Genomic DNA, 19,211 nt, shown 5'->3' with positions numbered 1-19,211 from the left:
GACCTTATTCGAACTCCATCCCCTCACACGCCGGATTCCCGCCCCAATCCGCCGCGTACATCCCGTCACGCACATACCGTCCGAACGTCGAATATGGCCATGCCGAGGCCGCATCGACCAATCCATGCTTCACCGGGTTGAAATGGATGTAATCCACGTGCCGCTCCATGTCGTGTTCATTCCGAATCTGGTGTTCCCAGAAGCGGCGCTGCCAGAAAGCGCCTGAGCCCCGGCGTTGCTGGGACTTCGACAGCGCCGTGGGATACAGGTCGCTGCACACGTAAGAGACGTGGTGCTTGATCTGCGCCCAGCGGGATGAGAAGTTTGCGTCTCCGTCGGGAAGCGTCCAGATGCAGTGCAAATGATCAGGCATCAGCACCATGGCATTCGTGTTGAATGGAAGGCGGCGCCGAACCTGTGTGATGGCGTCACGCAGTGCGTTGCGCACCGCGTCGTCGCACAAGATGGGGCGGCGGCGGTGCGTGACGACCGTGAAGAAGAAGGAGGTGCCGGTCAGGGCGCGGCGGTAGTGAGGCATGGCGCATGGTAGGCCGGCGCCAGAGTCAGGATGTGCGACGAATCAAACGTAAGTTGAACGCGCGGGCGGGAGACCCGCCCACCCTACGGATTCGTCTTCGTAGGGTGGGCGGCTTTGCCGCCCGCGCGTCCAACTATCGGATGCACTCCCGCCACGCCGTTCAAACCCTACGCTTCGGCCCAGCGCTGCTGCACCGTGCGCACTGCATCCATCTGTTCGAGGAACAGGTCGACCAGCGCCGGATCGAAATGGCGGCCGCGCTGCTCGCGCAGGAAGACCAGCGCTTCTTCTTCGGTCCATGCCTTCTTGTACGGCCGCTTCGAGGTGAGCGCATCGAACACGTCGGCGATCGCCACGATGCGTCCGACCAGCGGGATCTCGTCGCCGCGCAGGCCGCGCGGGTAGCCGCTGCCGTCGTATTTCTCGTGGTGGGTCAGGGCGATCTGGCCGGCCAGGGCCAGCATGCCGCCATCGTGCTCGCCGATGATCTCGGCGCCGATGGTCACGTGGCTCTGCATGATCTTCCACTCGTCCGGGTCGAGCGGCCCGGGTTTTTGCAGGATGCGGTCGGGGATGCCGATCTTGCCGACGTCGTGCATCGGCGCGGCGTGCAGCAGGTCGTCGGCTTGTGCTTCGGACATGCCGGCGGCGATGCCGATGATGCGTGAGAAGTGGCTCATGCGGATCACGTGCATGCCGGTCTCGTTGTCCTTGTACTCGGCCGCGAGGCCGAGGCGCTGGACGATCTCCAGGCGCGTGGCGCGCAGTTCTTCCATGCGCACCAGCGACAGGTGGGTGCGCACCCGCGCGCGCACGATCGGCGGGCTGACCGGCTTGGTGATGTAGTCCACCGCGCCCGCATTGAAGCCTTCCAGCTCGTCGGCGGTGTCGGTCAGGGCGGTCACGAAGATCACCGGGATCGAGGCCGTCGCCGAATCAGCCTTGAGCGCGGCGCAGACTTCGTAGCCGGACATCCCCGGCATCATCACGTCCAGCAGGATCAGGTCGGGATTTTCCTGGCGCACCAGTTCGAGCGCGCGCGCGCCGTCTTTGGCGAACAGCAGGCGGTAGTGGTCTTGCAGGATCTGGCGCAACAACTGCAGGTTGCTGGCCTCGTCATCGACCGTGAGGATCAGCGGCCGGTTGTTCGGTTGGGTCATGCGGATGCGTCCTGATGTGGTCTTATTCGCCCAGCGTGGCCATCACGGCCTCGAGCTGTTCCAGGGCGAGGTCGAATTCGAAATCGCCGATTGCGCCCTGCACCTGGGCCACGCGCGGCGCGGCCGGGTGGCCGGCCAGCGCCGTTGCCAGCCCGGCCAGCGCGGCATCGTCCAGCGCCCCGCGGCGCAGGGCCTGCAGCAGCAGCGTGCCGGCGCGGTGGGCGCGTGCCAGGTCGACGCCGGCAGCCGCTTCCGGCGCCGCCGGCTGGGCGCTGTCTGCGCGGATCGCGGCCAGCGCCTGGCCAAGCGCCGCGGTCGAGCTCTCCAGTGCGCCGGCGGCTTCGCGCTCGTCGGTCGGTACGGTGTTGGTTGCCTGTTCGAGCCTGGAGAGCGCGTCCGACAGCTGCTCCAGGCCGACATTGGCGGCCACGCCGCGCACCTTGTGCGCCAGCATGCGCAGTTCCTGGTGGGCGCCGCCGGCCGCATGCAGTTTCAGCGTCGTGGCGAGATCGGCGTACTGGCGGCCGAAATGATCGAGCGCCTCGAGGTAGACGTCTTCCCTGTCGGCCCAGCGGCGCAGGCCGACGCGGCGGTTCAGCACCTCTCGCGCCGGGCCCGGGATGCCGTCGGCGTCCTTGTCGGCGGCGGCCTGCGGCAGGCCCAGGACACGCGCGATCTCGTGCGACAGGGTGAACCAGTCGACCGGCTTGCTGGCGAATCCGTCCATCCCCACCTCGACGCTGGCGCGGCGGTGCTCGGCAAGCACGCTGGCGGTCATCGCGATCACCGGCACGCGCGTGCGGCCAGTCGCGGCTTCGTGGGTGCGGATCGCGCGGGTGGCCGACAGGCCGTCGAGCACCGGCATCTGGAAGTCCATCAGGATCAGGTCGAGTTCGCCGGAGGCGGCCTGTTCGACCACGGCGGCGCCGTCCGACACCGCCGTGAGCGTATGGCCGCGGCGCGACAGCAGGAGCTGCAGCAGTTCCAGGTTCTGCGGCACGTCGTCTGCAGCCAGCACGCGCAGCGGCGGCAGCACGGCGGCGCTGCGCACGCGCGGCGCCTGTTGGGCGAAGCGCGCCGGCACCAGCGGCAGGCGCACGTGGAAGGTGGCGCCCTTGCCCGGTTCGCTCTCGGCCCAGATCCGGCCGCCCATCAGCTCGACGAGCTGCTTGCAGATCGTGGTGCCCAGGCCCGTGCCGCCGAAGCGACGCGTCATCGAGGCGTCGGCCTGGGTGAAGGGGTCGAAGATCGCCTGCAGGCGGTCCGGTGCGATGCCGATGCCGGTGTCGATGACCGCGATGCACAGCTGGTCGGCATCGGCCGTCACGCGCAGCGTAACGGTGCCGGACGGGGTGAACTTGATGGCGTTGTCGATCAGGTTGGTCAGCACCTGGCGCACGCGCAGCTCGTCGCCGCGCAGGCCGGTGGGCAGCGCCGGGTCGTACTGGATGTCGAGGTGCAGGCCCTTGGCGCGCGCGTTCGCGGCCAGCGTCGACGAGAGTTCGTCGATCAGCGACAGCAGGTTGTAGTCGTGCTGCTCGAGCTCCACCGCGCCTTTGTCCAGCTTGGCGGTGTCGAGGATCTCGTTGAGCAGGCGCAGCAGGGCGCGGCCGGCGCTGCGGATGGTGTCGAGGTGGCGGCGCTGGTCCTTGTCCAGTTCTCCGTCGAGCAGCACGTCGGTGAAGCCCAGGATCGAATTCATCGGGGTGCGGATCTCGTGGCTCATGTTGGCCACGAAGGAGGCGCGCGCGGCGGCGGCCTGCTCGGCCTTTTCCTTGGCTCCGCGCAGCGCTTCTTCCATCTGGCGGCGCTCGGTGATGTCGAGGATGACGCCGTCGAGCCAGGCGAGCTTGCCCGTATCGTCGCGCACGCCGCTGCCGTTTTCCCACAGCCAGCGGATGCTGCCGTCGGCATGCAGCAGGCGGTACTCGACCAGGTAGGGGCGGTCTTCGCGCATGGCGAGGTCAAGCTCTTCATGCACGCGTATCCGGTCGGTGGCGTGCATCAGGGTGCCGAAGGCACGGCGCGGAGGTGCGCCCACGAAGTCGGCGGCCGGGTAGCCGGTGACCCGTTCGACCGCATCGCTGATGAAGAGCATCGGCCAGTCGCCGTCGATCTCGCTGCGAAAGGAGATGCCGGGAATGTTGCCGATCAGGGAGCGGAACTGCGCTTCGCTGGCGCGCAGCGCCTGCATGATGGCGCGGCGTTCGCTGATGTCGGTAATGAAGCAGACGTACAGGTCCTGCTTGTCCAGACGCGCGTGGCCGATCGCGCGGCGCACCGGCACCATGCTGCCGTCCTTGCGCCGGCCCAGCACTTCGCTGCCCTTGGACAGCGCGTCGGAATGGCCGTCGCGCAGGAAGGCGAGCAGGCCGTCGCGCGCGGAGCTGTCTTCGTCGGCGATCAGGAGGCTCACGCTGCGGCCGACGATCTCGTCGCGCCGCCAGCCGAAGATGCGCTCGGCCGCGGCGTTGAATTCGGTGACGATGCCGTCGCCCCCGATCGTGATGACGCCGTCGACGGTGGTCGTCAGGAGGGCGCGCATCCAGGCTTCGCCGCGCTGCAGCTCATGGAACATCTGGCGGTAGCGCAGCAGGCCGTTGGCGGCCACCACCAGGCCGGTGAAGATCACGGTGGTGAGCGAGATCGCCAACGCCAGGAAGGAGCTGTTGGTGGAGCCGACGCCGCCCACCACCACCTGGCCGACGAAGCGCGCCGCCGCCATGCCGGTGTAGTGCATGCCGGCGATGGCGCAGCCCATCACGATCGCCGACAGCAGCAGGCGGCGCGATTCGCCCAGCGACTGGAAGCGCGACAGCCCCGAGCGCACGCCCAGCGCCACCGTGGCCAGCACGACTGCGACCACGATCGACAGCGCGAACATGGCCGGGTCATAGCGCAGTTCCACGCGCATGCGCATGCCGGCCATGCCCGAATAGTGCATGGCGCCGATGCCGGCGCCGACCACCACGCCACCGATCAGGAGGCCCACCACGCCGAGGCGCTGGCGCGAAATCAGCGACAGGGCAACGGCCGACGCTCCGATGCTCGGCAGGGCCGACAGGATGGTGGTGAGGGGATCGTAGGTGATCGGCGTGCACAGGTTAAAGGCGAGCATGCCGATGAAGTGCATGGCCCAGACGCCGGCGCCCAGCGCCAGGCTGCCGCTGCCGAGGACGATCGCGCGATGGGTGCGGCCGGCCGCGGCCTGGCCGGTAATCTGCAGGCCCATCCATGACGAGAAAATGGCGATCAGGACCGATAACAGCACGAAGCGCGGGTCGTGCGTGCCAAAAGTCAGCAGCGACGGATCATCTGGCACTGAAAATAATTGCAGCATGGTCGGCTTGTTTTGCGTAATTTGGGCATGAAGAATGCCCGGAAGTGTCTTGGCAGTATCTCATTTCCCTAAGGGAAAGTCTTGTTGAGCGCAGTAAACATGCGGGTTTCGGGCGTGTTGTGTCGCATGGACACCACCTCTTGTCACATGCAGTGTGGAAATTCACGCCATCCTGATATGCTGTATTTATCGACGCGCAAGCGTTGTCCGTAGGATACGAAGATGTTGTTCAAGCGATTTATCGCCTTGGCCATGAGCGGCCTCGGCGGCCTGGCCTGTGCTGCGCCGGCGCCGCCGGCGCAGCCGCGCCTGTACATTGCGACCGAACTGTCCGCGCCGTCGAGCATGCTCGATGGGGGAAGGGTGGTGGGCATTGCCACCGACAAAGTGCGCGAGGCTATGGATCGCGCCGGCGTCGCCTACACGATCGAGATGCTGCCCTGGAAGCGCGCCTACAATGCGGCGCTGCAGCGGCCGGATGCCTGCGTGTATTCCACCACCCGCACGCCCGACCGCGAGCCGCTGTTCAAATGGGTCGGCCCGACCGATATTGCCCAATGGGTGCTGATGGGACGCGCCGACCGCAAACTGCAGCTGCGCACACTCGAGGATGCGCGCGGCCTGCGCATCGGCACCTATAACGGCGATGCGCGCGACGCCTATTTGCGTGCGCGCGGCATGATCACCGACCCGACCTCGAACGACGTCTCGAACCCGCAGAAACTGATGTTGGGGCGCATCGACCTGTGGGCAGCCAGCCTGCGCAGCGGCAGCACCGTGCTGTCCCGCTACGGCTACGACAAGCAGATCGTGCCGCTGCTCGTGTTCAATGAGATCGGCGTCTACCTGGCCTGCAACCGGGCCGTGCCGAACCACGTGATCGCGCGGCTGAACGCGGCCTTCGACCAGATCGCGCAGGACGGCACCGGGCGGCGCATCGAGCAGCGTTACGAACGCTGGATGCCGGCCCGGCGGCGCTGAGTGATAAAGGGGTGCGCAACACGGCAAGCTGTAAGATTTATCGACGCAGGAAAATGCAGGCGGATGCCGGGTGCACGATGTTGTCGGGAAATTTTACAGCCGCGCGCGGCGGTAGGCAGGGAAACTGACGAGAGCGGGGTATTGCCGATTGTTGGGATGGTGCCTCCGGCCGGAATCGAACCGGCACGCCTTACGGCGCTTGATTTTGAGTCAAGTGCGTCTACCAATTCCGCCACAGAGGCCCAACAGCAGGCGCGAATCTTAGCACACCCCTTGCCCCGCTGACCAGTACCGTCGCGCTCCTCGATGAATAGGCCGTAGGAAGTCCCGGCGCGGGCTCAGCAGGCAATGCGCTGCTGGAGCAGGCGCAGGCTGCCGACCGGGCCGATGACCTGCAGTGCGGTGGGCGTGACGGCGACCTCGATCGCGCCTTCGCGGCCGCGCAGCCAGGGCCGTGGGCGGAAATAGCTGATGTGATCGGTCTCGGAGGCGGTGCGGCGGTAGCCCAGCGAGGTCAGGGCGTCGTCGAGCGTGCTGATCATGTGGCGGGCGTCGAAACGGGTGTTCATCTCGAAGCGGCCCGGGCCCATCATGGCGACGGGCATGAGCCCGCCTGCCAGCGCCGGCAGGACGATGAAGGGCAGCGGCGTAGCCGGGTCGATCAAGTGCAACACCAGCATCAACAGAGGCAGGCCCAGCGCCAGGGTCAGCACCCAGGGCAGCAACTGACGCCAGGTTCCGCGTCGGCCGAGAAAAAAGGGGCGCTCGTGGATCCGGACAATTTCCGAAAATGTAATGCTTTTCATGACTATCTCCTCGCAGCGCTGCTTGACCGGTGGGGCGCATGACAACAAGCGACCGATTTATTCTGACCACCAACCTGACGGCGAAGTTGACTCCGCTCAAACGCACTGCCATCAAGACGCAGGTTCTCATATCAGGCGGGGGTGGCGCGCACTGGTGGATAAACCATGCATGAATCGTGCCAGCAAAGAAAAAGCCGCCGGCGATGACGCGGGCGGCTTGTCAGGAGGAGATAAACTCAGCGGCTGCGGCGGAATAAACGGAAACGTTCGTCGCGGTCGGAGGCGCGCCGGCCCTCCCACAGCACGGCCGCGCCGCGCACGCCGTAGCGGCGCGCCAGGATGTTGTCGTCGCGGTTCCTGATGCGGTCCTGGAGCAGCACGTAATTGCATTCCCCGCCCGCCAGGCTGGCGAAGGGCAGGCGGCCGAAGTAAGCGAACGAGGCGCGCTGGGCCGGGCCGACATTGGTGTCGATACAGCCGGCGTCGGCCGGCAGGCGCGCCGCGATCTGCTGGGCCACGCCGGCGTAGCTCTTGCTGTAGTTCAGGTCCGGCAGGAACAGGGTCATCAGGAGCACCCACACCAGGATCAGGCCGCTCGACGAGAGCACCACCGCGCGCCACAGCACCGAGGGCTGGCGCGACAGGCGCCAGTGGACCAGCATGATCCAGCCGATGCTGGCTGCGGCGGCCACCAGGAAGGCGATGATGCCTACTTCCGGCTTGAAACCGGGCACCAGCTTGAGCGCATTCTTGGCCAGCTGGGCCGGCCAGCCGGTCAGCTTGGCGATCCAGAACAGCCAGATCAGCGCGCCCAGGATGGTCAGCACCATCACCGAGAACCAGTCGATCGCATTGATGGTGCCGCGCTTCATGGTCGGCAAACCAAACGCGGCCATCAGCGCCAGGGGCGCGAGCATCTTGAGGAAGTCGGCGTTTTCCGGTTCCGGGTCGCACAGCATCAGCAGCATCAGGGCCAGGAAGAACATCACCGGCATCACGATGTGCAGCAGGTGCTGCTGGCGGCGCCAGGCCCAGATCGCCCACAGCGCGAACGGCCAGGCCGGCCAGAAGAACCATACGCCGATGCGCAAGAACCCTTTGAACGAGGCCGCGCCGGGCAGGGCGACCTGGGCCGCGTTCCAGCTCAGCCACTCGCCCACCGGCGACAGGCCGAAGGGCTGGACCAGTGCGGCCGGGACGATCCAGGCCAGGGTGATAAGAAATCCGACACCTGCGGCGATGCCCAGGTGGCGCAAGCTGGCGGCGGTTTGCAGCTTGAGGTAGCGGGTGCAGGCGAACAGGGCCAGCACCAGCACCACGGGCGGCATGATGCCGCGCGTGAGCGCCAGCAACCCCAGCGACAGGCCGACCAGCACGGCGTTGCGGGTAGTGGCGCTCTCGACATAGCGCACCGCGCGGTACAGGAAATAGGCGAGCAGGGCGCCCTGCAGGGTGGCGGACAGCGTCAGGTGGCTCTGCACCAGCAGGCCCAGGCAACCGAGGTAGATCAGGACGGCGGTGTCGCCCAGGGTGCGGCCGTAGTCGTCGGGCTCGGGCTGGCCGCCGAAGGCCAGGCGCAGCGGCTGGGCCTCGGCGCGGCGGCCGAGGTGGAAGGCGGTGTACCAGAGCGACATCGCGCCGGTAACAAAAATGCCGATGGTCGAGACGCGCGCGGCCAGCACGTCGCCCAGGATCCAGCCGAACAGCTTGATGCACAGGGCGCCGAGCCAGAAGGCCAGCGGGCCCTCGTGGCTTGCCGCCAGGCCGGCGATGTTCGGGTAGAGCCAGTCGTGCAGGCCTCCATGCGCCATGGTCCACATGATGCCGAAGGGACCGGCGTCTTCCTTCCACGGGTCGCGGCCGATCAGGCCCGGCAGGATGTACAGCATGCCCAGCGCGAGCAGGGCCCAGCGGGGCAACGCCAGCGTGGCGGCGGCGGGGAGGCGGACGGGTTTCATCGGGGTAGTCTGTTGCAGGATGAGAATAGTCGCGTAGTATAGCCGCGAAAAAAAAAGAAGCCGGTGAACCGGCTTCTTCTCTGGCAACGCCGGGCGCAAGGGCCCGGGTGTGCGTGTCGTGCTGTGGCGAATTAGCCGTTGGCGACAGCGGTCTTCGAACCGACTGCACCGAACTTCTGGCGGAACTTCTCGACGCGGCCAGCGGTGTCGACGATCTTGTGCTTGCCGGTGAAGAACGGGTGCGATTCAGCCGAGACTTCGATCTTGATCAGCGGGTATTCTTTACCTTCGTGCTGGATCGTTTCGCGGGTGTTGATGGTCGAGCGGGTGATGAATTTGAAGTCGCACGACAGGTCGTGGAACACAACTTCACGGTAATTTGGGTGGATATCGTTCTTCATGGTATTGCTTTCTAAGAGTTGGTAGCCAAACAGCACTTCGTCGGTCGTCCTGCTTCTTGACCCGATTGCCGATCACTTGCCAGGGTTGATGACTGCTGAACCGACGATTATAAAACGCTTGGGGCGGCAAGGCAACCGTAGGGTGGGCGGCTCTACCCGATTGTCGGAATTCCTGCGGCATTGACGCCGCCCGCGCGTTCAACGAACGGCTGAGCGACGCGGCTGTGCGCAGGATGGTTGAACGCGCGGGCGGCGCCCAAGGTGCGACGGATCCGGCCATTGGGTGGAGCCGCCCACCCTACAGAAACCACGAACAAGACAGACGTCACCAAAAAAAAGCGGCCCGAAGGCCGCCTCTCGCGCGTCGCTGCGTCGGCGTTTAGCCGCCGCGGCGCATCATGTCAAAGAATTCGACATTGTTCTTGGTCGCGCGCATCTTGTCGAGGATGAACTCCATCGCTTCGATCTCGTCCATCGAGTACAGCAGCTTGCGCAGGATCCAGATCTTTTGCAGCTGGTCCGGCTTGATCAGCAGCTCTTCGCGGCGGGTACCCGATTTGTTCAGGTTGATCGCCGGGTAGACGCGCTTCTCGGCCAGGCGGCGCTCGAGGTGCACTTCCATGTTGCCGGTGCCCTTGAATTCTTCGTAGATCACGTCGTCCATGCGCGAGCCGGTTTCGATCAGGGCGGTCGCGATGATGGTCAGCGAGCCGCCTTCTTCGACGTTACGGGCGGCGCCGAAGAAGCGTTTCGGACGCTGCAGCGCGTTGGCGTCGACACCACCGGTCAGGACCTTGCCCGAAGCAGGGATCACGGTGTTGTAGGCGCGCGCCAGGCGGGTGATCGAGTCGAGCAGGATGATCACGTCTTTCTTCATTTCGACCAGGCGCTTGGCTTTTTCCAGCACCATCTCGGCGACCTGCACGTGGCGGGTGGCCGGCTCGTCGAAGGTCGAGGCGACCACTTCGCCGCGCACGGAACGCTGCATCTCGGTTACTTCTTCCGGACGCTCGTCGATCAGCAGGACGATCAGGGTGCAGTCGGGATGGTTGGCGGTGATCGCGTGGGCGATATGCTGCAGGATGACCGACTTGCCTGACTTCGGCGAGGCCACCAGCAGGCCGCGCTGGCCCTTGCCGATCGGCGAGATCAGGTCGATGATGCGGCCGGTGATGTTTTCCTGGCCGTTCATGTCGCGTTCGAGGCGCAGCGGCTCGTTCGGGTGCAGCGGCGTCAGGTTTTCGAACAGGATGCGGTGCTTCGAGGCTTCCGGCGATTCGCCGTTGACCTTGTCCACCTTGACCAGCGCGAAGTAGCGCTCGCCGTCTTTCGGCGTACGCACTTCCCCTTCGATCGAGTCACCCGTATGCAAGTTGAACCGGCGGATCTGCGACGGCGAGATGTAGATGTCGTCGGTCGAGGCCATGTAGCTGGCGTCCGGCGAGCGCAGGAAGCCGAAGCCGTCCGGCAGCACCTCGAGGGCGCCGTCGCCGAAGATCTGCTCGCCGCTCTTGGCGCGCTTCTTCAGGATCGCGAACATCAGTTCCTGCTTGCGCAGGCGTGCTGCGTTGTCGATATCGAGGCCGATAGCCATCTCCAGCAGCGCGGAGACGTGCATTGCCTTCAGTTCAGATAAATGCATGTTTGTGTGGGTGTCCCGTGACGGGAAAGTAAAGGTAGGGGAGGGAACTACGTGGGTTATCAATAAAGTTGGGAAGCACCGGAGCCGGTCGGCTTCCCGATATTGACGGCAGCGCGGGCGCGCTGCCGTCGCTATGGTATCAGATGTTGCTGTCGATAAACTGGGTCAATTGACCCTTGGCCATTGCGCCAACTTTTTGGGCAGCCGCTTCACCGTTCTTGAACAGGATCAGGGTCGGGATGCCGCGGATGCCGAACTTGGCCGGTACGGCCTGGTTCGCGTCGACATCCACTTTAGCGATGATCAGCTTGCCTTCGTATTCTTTTGCGACTTCTTCCAGGATAGGTGCAATCATCTTGCACGGACCGCACCACTCGGCCCAGAAGTCTACCAAGACCGGAAGCTCGGATTTGAGCACTTCGGTATCGAAGTTTGCATCGCTGATATGTTTAATGTTTTCGCTCATAGGTTCCTCAAAAGAGGTAAGGATCAATTAACGCCTGGCGGCCAATGCCGATCCTGCGTCGTCCCAGCCGGCTTCCGTGCATCGCTTATCGCGCATTGCCACTGAATGACTACCGCTACACAATGGTGGAGGCACTGTGTGCACAATTCAATATGGAAGGACGGCAAGGGGGTGTCAGGCGGGGATGTGCCGAATAATACCCCATTTTTTTAAAAAGTGTGGGCAGGTTTGTACAAAATCTTAACATTGCACCGCAAGGCGCAGCTGCTCGGCAGCGACCGGCTTGCGGAAGGCCCCCGCCACCTGCAGCCCGAGCGCGCGCGCCAGCTCGGTCGCGGCGTCGCGCACACCGTCTCCCAGCGCCGAGACCACGATCACCCGCCCGCTGAATCCCTGGCTGGCCGCGGCCTGCAGGAATTCGATGCCATCCATCTCGGGCATGGCCAGGTCGCAGATCACGAGGTCGGGCAGGTGGCGCGGCAGCTCGGCCAGCGCCGCGCGGGCATCGAACTCGGCGTGCACGTCGAAGGCGCCGAAGCCCTCCAGCATGTCGCGCAGGAACGCCAGCATGAACCGGTCATCGTCGAGCAACAGTACGCGTTGGCGTGCGGCGTGCGGCGTGGACGAAGTCGATGGGTTCATGGGACGGAAAAAGATGGCTGCGCTTGGACCGGGGCCATTATGGCGAAGTTTTCCACTCCCGTGGAAATATTGAACAACTAGTGTTGCATGAGTGTTGCTCGCTAGTCGGAAGCAGGCGCTCGGACGCTGCCGGTGAAGCGCGCCAGGTGGCCCGGATGCCACATCGTCGCCACCGAGGCTACCTTCCCGCCCGAGGTGGTGCGGCGGTGCAGCACCAGGCAGGGCAGGCCTGCCTCGATGGCCAGCATGGCGGCGATCTGGCCGGGCGCCGGCTGGGCTTCGATGCCATAGGTGGCGCCCTGCAGCGGCGCGGCCACCATCAGGTGCTCGTTCGGCGTGATGGTGCTGAAGTCCTGTTCCAGGTAGTGGGGCGCGCAGGCCGGATTGACCCAGCGGTCTTCGACCTGGATCGGCACGTCGTTCTCGAAGTGGACGATGGTCGAATGATAGAGCCGCCCGCCAGGCGCCAGCTCGAATTCGGCGGCCAGCTCAATGTCCGCTGTTTCCTCGCGCAGCAGGCGCAGGGCGCTGCGGTGGGCGCGCCCGCGCGCACGGATCTCGTCGGCGATGTTGCGGATCTCGACCAGCGTGGCCTGGTATTTTTGCGGCGCCACATAGGTGCCCGAGCCCTGGCGGCGCGTGAGCACGCCCTCGGCGGTGAGTTCGCGCACCGCGCGGTTGACCGTCATGCGCGAGACCCCGAACTGGCGCACCAGCGCCTGCTCGGAGGGCACCAGTTCGCCTTCCTTCCAGCGTGCGGACGCGATCTCGCCGACCAGGTAATCCTTGATACGCTGGAAAATGGGGGTGCTGTCTTGCGCGATGGGGTCTTCCAAACTACTCTCCGGGAAGGCAATGACGCCGGGTATGCCATGAGCATCGATTCTAGCATTGCAATTCGAAAGCAAGACCCGGAGTGCAGGGGGCGCAGGGGAGGCTTACGCTGACCTTATCGCTACTGCACCGGGACTCCACCATGAACGCCATGACCAGCCTTTACGATACCGACGAAGCACGCTGGGCCGCCGTGCAGCGGCGCGACCTGGATGCCGACGGCCGCTTCTATTATTCCGTGCGCACGACCGGCGTCTACTGCCGGCCGTCCTGCCCGTCGCGCGGCGCGCTGCGCGCCAACGTCGCCTTCCACGCCAGCTGCCTCGAGGCCGAAGCGGCGGGCTTTCGCGCCTGCCTGCGCTGCCAGCCGACGCTGCCGCCCTTGGCCGAACGCCAGGCTGCCGCGGTGGCGCAGGCCTGCCGGATGATCGACGAAGCCGAAGAAGCGCCCGATCTCGACACCCTGGCGCAGGCCGTGGGCATGAGCCGCTTCCACTTCCACCGCATCTTCAAGGCGCAGACCGGGATCACGCCGAAAGCCTATGCCGGCGCACGCCGCGCTGCGCGCCTGCAGCAGGCCCTGGGGGCTGCGCCGAGCGTCACCGATGCGCTGTATAAGGCCGGTTTCAATTCGAGCGGGCGCTTCTACGAAGCCAGCGCCGGCGCGCTCGGCATGACCCCGACCAGCTACCGCGCGGGCGGGCAGGGCGAGACGATCCGCTTCGCGGTGGGCGCCTGCTCGCTGGGCGCGATCCTGGTGGCGGCCACCGGGCGCGGCATCTGCGCGATCCTGATCGGCGACGAGCCCGAACCGCTGCTGCGCGATTTGCAGGAGCGCTTTCCGCAGGCCGCACTGATCGGTGCGGAACCGGAATTCGAACACACGGTGGCGCAGGTGGTCGGCTTCGTCGAGGCGCCCGGCCTGGGCCTGGACCTGCCGCTGGACGTGCGCGGCACCGCCTTTCAGCGCCGCGTGTGGGAAGCCCTGCGCGCGGTGCCGGCCGGGTCCACCGTCAGTTATGCCGAGCTGGCGGAGCGCATCGGCCTGCCGACTGGCGCACGCGCGGTGGCGGGGGCCTGCGCCGCGAATCCGGTGGCGGTGGCGATTCCCTGCCACCGCGTGGTGCGGCTTGACGGCGCGCTGTCCGGCTACCGCTGGGGCGTCGAGCGCAAGCGCACGCTGCTCGAGCGCGAAGCGGGTCAATGACCGGCGACGCGGTGGTGTTCCGCGACGCCGGCTGAGGCGCTTTTCCCGCTGCTTGCATTCCTATACACTGCTCCGTGCCACGCCCACAAGGCGTCGAACCCATCCAACACGGAGAAAAGAACAGCTTATGCGCGCGCGCCGGATCCCCCTGTCTTCCCTGATTGTCCTTGCCGGCCTCGGCGTGCTGTCGTCGGCGCATGCCGACACCGTCATCACCAACGCCAACGGCTACACCCTCAACAGCAAGGGCGAGCTGGTGCAGTTCAGCGCGCTGGCCTATGACGACAAGGGCCGCATCACGGCCGTCGGCACGGCCGCCGAGGTCGCGGCGAAAGCGAAGGGCGCGCGCCAGGTCGACATGGGCGGCCGCACCGTGCTGCCGGGCCTGATCGACGCCCACGGCCACGTGTTCGGCCTGGGACAGCAACTGACCCAGCTCGACCTCTCCGCCACCACCTCGCTGCTTGATGCCACGCGCGCCATCGCCACCTATGCGCGCTCGAACTCCGGCCTGGCCTGGATCCGCGGACGCGGATGGAACCAGGAAAACTGGAAGCTGGGCCGCTTCCCGACCGCCGCGGATCTCGATCCGGTCGAATCAAGCCGCCCGGTATGGCTCGAGCGCGTCGACGGCCACGCCGGCTGGGCCAACAGCCGCACGCTGGCGCTGGCCGGCATCACCAAATCCACGCCCGATCCGGCCGGCGGCAAAATCATGCGCGATGCGAACGGCGAAGCCACCGGCGTGCTGGTCGACGCGGCGCAGGAGCTGGTGACCAAGGTCATGCCGGCGCAGACCGAAGCCGAGGCGAGAACGGTGCTGGACCGCTCGCTGCAGGAACTCGCGCGCGTGGGCCTGACCGCTGTGCACGACGCCGGCATCGGCGTGGCGGAAGACCGCCTGTATCGCGACTACGCCGACAGGAAGAAGCTCACCGCCCGCGTCTACGCCATGATCGGCGGGACCGACAAGGATTTTGACCAGTTGGCAAAAAATGGCCCGCTGCGCGACTACGCCGACGGCATGTACGCGCTGCGCGCGGTGAAGCTGTATTCCGACGGGGCGCTGGGCAGCCGCGGCGCGGCGCTCATCAAGCCGTACAGCGACGAGCCGCATTCGCACGGCCTGCTCTTCTTCAAGACCGCGCAGATGGACGCCATGATGACCAAGGCCATGCGCAAGGGCTACCAGGTCAACGTGCACGCGATCGGCGACGCCGGCAACAAGCAGATCCTCGATATCTACAAGAAAGAAATCGCCGCCACGAAAACCGGCGCCCAGCGCCACCGCATCGAGCACGCGCAGGTCGTGGCCTTGAACGACATCCCGCGTTTCCAGTCGCTGGGCATCATCCCGTCGATGCAGCCGACCCACGCGACCTCGGACAAGAACATGGCCGAGACCCGCGTCGGCCCGGAACGCATCAAGGGCGCCTACGCCTGGCGCAGCTTCCTGCACCAGGGCTCGCGCATCGCCTGCGGTTCCGACTTCCCGGTGGAGTCGCCCAATCCCTTCTTCGGCATCCACGCGGCGGTGACGCGCATGGACGCCGGCGGCCAGCCGGTCGCCGGCTGGTACCCGAACCAGGCGATGTCGCTGAAGGAGGCCTTCCGCTGCTTCACGCTCGACGCCGCCTATGCCGGCCACCAGGAAAACAGCCTCGGTTCGCTGGAGCCGGGCAAGCACGCCGACTTCATCGTGATCGACCGCGATTTGTTCAGGATGCCGACGTATGACATTCACAAGACCGGCGTGCTCGAGACCTGGGTGGGCGGGAAGCAGGTGTTCAAAAAGTAGGGTGGGCGGGTTTTCCCGCCCGCGCGTTCAACCGGCGGGTGATCGAACGGATCGGCGTTTCATACGATGTTTGAACGCGCGGGCGGCGAAGCCGCCCACCCTACAAAAATCGGGTTGACTTGGTTGTATAGACAACCTAGACTTCATCGCACTTCCATTCAGGAGCCGCCATGACCCAGCCAACGCCCACCGACCCGCGCTTCGACCCGACGCGTTCCATCCGCGCCCCGCGCGGCACCGAACTGACATGCAAGAGCTGGCTCACCGAAGCCGCCTACCGCATGATCCAGAATAACCTCGACGCCGAGGTCGCGGAAAACCCGCAGGCGCTGGTGGTCTACGGCGGCATCGGCCGCGCCGCGCGCAACTGGGAATGCTACGACCAGATCCTGGCCTCGCTGCGCGAACTCGAAGACAACGAAACCCTGCTCATCCAGTCCGGCAAGCCGGTCGGTGTGTTCCGCACCCATCCGGACGCGCCGCGCGTGTTGCTGGCGAACTCCAACCTGGTGCCGAAATGGGCCAACTGGGAGCACTTCAATGAGCTGGACCGCAAGGGCCTGTTCATGTACGGCCAGATGACCGCCGGCAGCTGGATCTACATCGGCACCCAGGGCATCGTGCAGGGCACCTACGAGACCTTCGCCGAAGCCGGCCGCCAGCACTTCGGCGGCGACATGGCCGGCCGCTGGATCCTGACCGCGGGCCTCGGCGGCATGGGCGGCGCGCAGCCGCTGGCCGCAAGCTTCGCCGGAGCGGTGTCGCTCAACATCGAATGCCAGCAGACCAGCATCGACTTCCGCCTGCGCACCCGCTACCTCGACAAGCAGGCCAAGGACATCGACGAGGCCCTGGCGATGATCAAGGACGCGGTCGCGAAGCGCGAAGCCGTCTCCATCGGCCTGCTCGGCAATGCCGCCGACGTGCTGCCCGAGCTGGTGCGCCGCGCACAAGCCGGGGGCATCAAGCCGGACCTTGTCACCGACCAGACCTCGGCCCACGACCTGATCAACGGCTACCTGCCGAGCGGCTGGACGGTGGAGGAATGGAAGGCTGCCCAGCAGGACCCGGCCCAGCATGCGCGCCTGAAAGCGGCGGCCGCCGCATCCTGCGCGGTCCACGTGCGCGCCATCCTCGACTTCAAGGCGATGGGCTGCTACGCGGTCGACTACGGCAACAACATCCGCCAGGTGGCCAAGGACGAGGGCGTCGAGAACGCCTTCGATTTCCCGGGCTTCGTACCGGCCTATATCCGTCCCCAGTTCTGCGAGGGCCGCGGCCCGTTCCGCTGGGTGGCGCTGTCGGGCGACCCTGAAGACATCTATAAAACCGATGCCAAGATCAAGGAGCTGTTCCCGCACCACGCGCAGGTGCACCGCTGGCTCGACATGGCGCGCGAGCGCATCGCCTTCCAGGGCCTGCCGGCGCGCATCTGCTGGCTCGGCCTTGGCGAGCGCCACATCGCCGGCCTGGCCTTCAACGAAATGGTGCGCACGGGCGAACTGAAAGCGCCGATCGTGATCGGCCGCGACCACCTGGACACCGGCTCGGTCGCCAGCCCGAACCGCGAGACCGAAGCGATGCGCGACGGTACCGACGCGGTGTCCGACTGGCCGCTGCTCAATGCGCTGCTCAACACCGCGGGCGGCGCCACCTGGGTCTCGCTGCACCATGGCGGCGGCGTGGGCATGGGCTATTCGCAGCACTCGGGCGTGGTGATCGTCGCGGACGGCACCGATGCCGCTGCCGAACGCCTGGCGCGGGTCTTGGTGAACGACAGCGGCTCGGGCGTGATGCGCCACGCCGACGCCGGCTACCAGAGCGCGATCGACACGGCCAAGCGCAACGGCCTGAACCTCCCGATGATCAAATAAGAGTCACAGCATGAACGAATCGAACCACGGCATCACCCTGCAACCCGGCCAGCTCACCCTTTCCGACCTGCGCGCCGTCTGGACCGGCCACGCGCCGCTCACGCTCGCGCCAAGCGCATGGCCGGCGATCGACGCCTCGCTCGCGCTGGTCGAGGCCATCGTCGCCAAGGGCGACCCGGCCTACGGCATCAACACGGGCTTCGGCATCCTGGCCAAGGCCCACATTCCGAACGAGCAGCTGGCCACCCTGCAGCGTAACCTGATCCTGTCGCACGCGGTCGGCACCGGTCCGCTCATCGACGACAAGATCGTGCGCCTGATCGTGCTGACCAAGATCGGCAGCCTGGCGCGCGGCTATTCGGGCGTGCGCCCGGTCATCATCGAAACGCTGATCGCCCTCTACAACGCGGGCATCATGCCAGCGATTCCCTGCCAGGGTTCGGTCGGCGCCTCGGGCGACCTGGCGCCGCTGGCCCACATGACCCTCGCCATGCTGGGCGTGGGGCCGGTGCGCTATCGTGGAGAGATCGTCGAAGCGGCGGACGCCTTGAGCGCGGCAGGCATCGCACCGGTGACCCTGGTCGCGAAGGAAGGCCTGGCCCTGATCAACGGCACCCAGGTCTCGACCGCACTGGCGCTGCACGGCCTGTTCATGGCCGAGCGCGTGCTCGAAGCGGGCATGGTTGCCGGCTCGCTCTCGCTCGACGCCGCCCGCGGCAGCGATGCCCCATTCGACGCCCGCATCCACGCGGTGCGCGGCCAGCCGGGCCAGATCACGGCCGCCGGCATCTACCGCGAGCTGGTGGCGGGCAGCGCCATCCGTGCCTCGCACCTGGTGGGCGACGAGCGCGTGCAGGACCCGTACAGCCTGCGCTGCCAGCCGCAAGTCATGGGCGCGGCGATGGACCTGATCGCCAACGCCGGCCGCACCTTGCTCATCGAAGCCAATGCCGTCACCGACAACCCGCTGCTGTTCCCTGACGATGGCGCGATCATTTCAGGCGGTAACTTCCACGCCGAGCCGGTGGCCTTTGCCGCCGACACGCTGGCCCTGGCGATTGCCGAGATCGGCGCGCTGTCGGAACGCCGCATCGCGCTGCTGATCGACGCCAACCTGTCCGGCCTGCCGGCCTTCCTGGTGCGCGAGCCGGGCCTGAATTCGGGCTTCATGATCGCCCACGTCACCGCGGCCGCGCTGGCATCCGAAAACAAGTCGCTGGCCCATCCGGCGAGCGTCGACAGCCTGCCGACCTCGGCCAACCAGGAAGACCATGTCAGCATGGCCACCTTCGCGGCGCGCCGTCTGGACCAGATGGCGCACAATACGTCGGTGATCGTGGGGATCGAGCTGCTGGCTGCCGCCCAGGGCATCGAATTCCACCGTCCCTTGACCACGTCCAGCCACCTCGAGCACGTGCATGCCCAACTGCGCGAGAAGGTTGCCCCGTACGACGCCGACCGCTTCTTCGCGCCGGACATCGAGGCTGCCCGCAAGATGGTGGTGAACGGCGAGCTGTCGGCATCGATCAAGGAATTGTTTGTAGCGCTGCACCCTTAACAATCT

At 66.2% G+C, this 19,211-nt stretch carries 15 protein-coding genes and 1 tRNA gene; 5 read left to right on the top strand and 11 right to left on the bottom strand.

The window, feature by feature from the left end:
* Nucleotides 1-4: 4 nt before the first annotated feature.
* The 3 genes from AC56LR_RS01925 to AC56LR_RS01915 form a co-directional block, all read right to left on the bottom strand.
* On the bottom strand, nucleotides 5-538 hold the full coding sequence (locus tag AC56LR_RS01925; protein WP_497126799.1) for an REP-associated tyrosine transposase: 534 nt from the start codon (nucleotides 536-538) through the stop codon (nucleotides 5-7).
* A gap of 167 nt (nucleotides 539-705) precedes the next feature.
* Nucleotides 706-1,698, bottom strand: coding sequence for an HD domain-containing phosphohydrolase (locus AC56LR_RS01920; RefSeq protein WP_497126797.1), 993 nt, complete (start codon nucleotides 1,696-1,698; stop codon nucleotides 706-708).
* Between the two features lie 22 nt (nucleotides 1,699-1,720).
* Complete coding sequence (locus AC56LR_RS01915; RefSeq protein WP_497126795.1) at nucleotides 1,721-5,020, bottom strand: MHYT domain-containing protein; 3,300 nt, start codon at nucleotides 5,018-5,020, stop codon at nucleotides 1,721-1,723.
* A gap of 240 nt (nucleotides 5,021-5,260) precedes the next feature.
* Here AC56LR_RS01915 and AC56LR_RS01910 point away from each other — a divergent pair, with 240 nt between their 5' ends.
* Complete coding sequence (locus AC56LR_RS01910) at nucleotides 5,261-6,019, top strand: substrate-binding periplasmic protein (protein ID WP_497126793.1); 759 nt, start codon at nucleotides 5,261-5,263, stop codon at nucleotides 6,017-6,019.
* Between the two features lie 157 nt (nucleotides 6,020-6,176).
* On the opposite strand, the gene AC56LR_RS01905 is transcribed toward AC56LR_RS01910, so the two are convergent.
* From AC56LR_RS01905 to hutC, 8 genes are all read right to left on the bottom strand, one after another.
* Nucleotides 6,177-6,261, bottom strand: a tRNA-Leu gene (locus AC56LR_RS01905).
* Nucleotides 6,262-6,357: 96 nt separating this feature from the next.
* Entirely contained in the window at nucleotides 6,358-6,825 is a 468-nt protein-coding gene (locus tag AC56LR_RS01900; protein WP_497126791.1) for a hypothetical protein, read from the bottom strand.
* A 236-nt stretch (nucleotides 6,826-7,061) separates the two neighbouring features.
* On the bottom strand, nucleotides 7,062-8,783 hold the full coding sequence (locus tag AC56LR_RS01895; RefSeq protein WP_497126789.1) for an ArnT family glycosyltransferase: 1,722 nt from the start codon (nucleotides 8,781-8,783) through the stop codon (nucleotides 7,062-7,064).
* Nucleotides 8,784-8,914: 131 nt separating this feature from the next.
* Nucleotides 8,915-9,184, bottom strand: a complete 270-nt coding sequence (locus AC56LR_RS01890; RefSeq protein ID WP_497126787.1) for a type B 50S ribosomal protein L31 — start codon at nucleotides 9,182-9,184, stop codon at nucleotides 8,915-8,917.
* Nucleotides 9,185-9,563: 379 nt separating this feature from the next.
* Nucleotides 9,564-10,826: a transcription termination factor Rho gene (gene rho / locus AC56LR_RS01885; protein ID WP_171087695.1), complete on the bottom strand. Its 1,263-nt coding sequence runs from the start codon at nucleotides 10,824-10,826 to the stop codon at nucleotides 9,564-9,566.
* Nucleotides 10,827-10,965: 139 nt separating this feature from the next.
* Nucleotides 10,966-11,292, bottom strand: a complete 327-nt coding sequence (gene trxA, locus AC56LR_RS01880) for a thioredoxin TrxA (RefSeq protein ID WP_497126785.1) — start codon at nucleotides 11,290-11,292, stop codon at nucleotides 10,966-10,968.
* 240 nt (nucleotides 11,293-11,532) lie between these two features.
* Nucleotides 11,533-11,934 (bottom strand): response regulator, encoded by a 402-nt coding sequence (locus AC56LR_RS01875; protein WP_497126783.1) that lies wholly within the window; start codon nucleotides 11,932-11,934, stop codon nucleotides 11,533-11,535.
* Between the two features lie 101 nt (nucleotides 11,935-12,035).
* On the bottom strand, nucleotides 12,036-12,770 hold the full coding sequence (hutC, locus tag AC56LR_RS01870) for a histidine utilization transcriptional repressor HutC (RefSeq protein WP_497126781.1): 735 nt from the start codon (nucleotides 12,768-12,770) through the stop codon (nucleotides 12,036-12,038).
* Between the two features lie 140 nt (nucleotides 12,771-12,910).
* Here hutC and ada point away from each other — a divergent pair, with 140 nt between their 5' ends.
* The 4 genes from ada (at nucleotide 12,911) to hutH (ending at nucleotide 19,205) form a co-directional block, all read left to right on the top strand.
* Complete coding sequence (ada, locus tag AC56LR_RS01865; RefSeq protein WP_497126779.1) at nucleotides 12,911-13,975, top strand: bifunctional DNA-binding transcriptional regulator/O6-methylguanine-DNA methyltransferase Ada; 1,065 nt, start codon at nucleotides 12,911-12,913, stop codon at nucleotides 13,973-13,975.
* A gap of 127 nt (nucleotides 13,976-14,102) precedes the next feature.
* A complete protein-coding gene (locus AC56LR_RS01860; RefSeq protein WP_497126777.1) occupies nucleotides 14,103-15,773 on the top strand; it encodes an amidohydrolase in 1,671 nt (556 codons plus the stop codon).
* 170 nt (nucleotides 15,774-15,943) lie between these two features.
* Nucleotides 15,944-17,647: a urocanate hydratase gene (gene hutU, locus AC56LR_RS01855; RefSeq protein ID WP_497126775.1), complete on the top strand. Its 1,704-nt coding sequence runs from the start codon at nucleotides 15,944-15,946 to the stop codon at nucleotides 17,645-17,647.
* Nucleotides 17,648-17,657: 10 nt separating this feature from the next.
* Nucleotides 17,658-19,205 (top strand): histidine ammonia-lyase, encoded by a 1,548-nt coding sequence (hutH, locus tag AC56LR_RS01850; RefSeq protein ID WP_497126773.1) that lies wholly within the window; start codon nucleotides 17,658-17,660, stop codon nucleotides 19,203-19,205.
* The last annotated feature ends 6 nt before the right edge of the window (nucleotides 19,206-19,211 follow it).

This window comes from Telluria sp. ZT3P39, assembly GCF_059685935.1.
The sequence above is the reverse complement of the archived record's forward strand: the minus strand, read 5'-3'. Positions and strand labels throughout refer to the sequence as shown.

Coding starts and splice junctions, on each gene's coding strand:
- hutU (WP_497126775.1), top strand. CDS start 15,944: ATGACCCAGCCAACGCCCACCGACCCGCGCTTCGACCCGACGCGTTCC.
- rho (WP_171087695.1), bottom strand. CDS start 10,826: ATGCATTTATCTGAACTGAAGGCAATGCACGTCTCCGCGCTGCTGGAG.
- AC56LR_RS01925 (WP_497126799.1), bottom strand. CDS start 538: ATGCCTCACTACCGCCGCGCCCTGACCGGCACCTCCTTCTTCTTCACG.
- trxA (WP_497126785.1), bottom strand. CDS start 11,292: ATGAGCGAAAACATTAAACATATCAGCGATGCAAACTTCGATACCGAA.
- AC56LR_RS01910 (WP_497126793.1), top strand. CDS start 5,261: ATGTTGTTCAAGCGATTTATCGCCTTGGCCATGAGCGGCCTCGGCGGC.
- AC56LR_RS01860 (WP_497126777.1), top strand. CDS start 14,103: ATGCGCGCGCGCCGGATCCCCCTGTCTTCCCTGATTGTCCTTGCCGGC.
- AC56LR_RS01920 (WP_497126797.1), bottom strand. CDS start 1,698: ATGACCCAACCGAACAACCGGCCGCTGATCCTCACGGTCGATGACGAG.
- AC56LR_RS01890 (WP_497126787.1), bottom strand. CDS start 9,184: ATGAAGAACGATATCCACCCAAATTACCGTGAAGTTGTGTTCCACGAC.
- hutH (WP_497126773.1), top strand. CDS start 17,658: ATGAACGAATCGAACCACGGCATCACCCTGCAACCCGGCCAGCTCACC.
- AC56LR_RS01875 (WP_497126783.1), bottom strand. CDS start 11,934: ATGAACCCATCGACTTCGTCCACGCCGCACGCCGCACGCCAACGCGTA.
- AC56LR_RS01900 (WP_497126791.1), bottom strand. CDS start 6,825: ATGAAAAGCATTACATTTTCGGAAATTGTCCGGATCCACGAGCGCCCC.
- AC56LR_RS01895 (WP_497126789.1), bottom strand. CDS start 8,783: ATGAAACCCGTCCGCCTCCCCGCCGCCGCCACGCTGGCGTTGCCCCGC.
- ada (WP_497126779.1), top strand. CDS start 12,911: ATGAACGCCATGACCAGCCTTTACGATACCGACGAAGCACGCTGGGCC.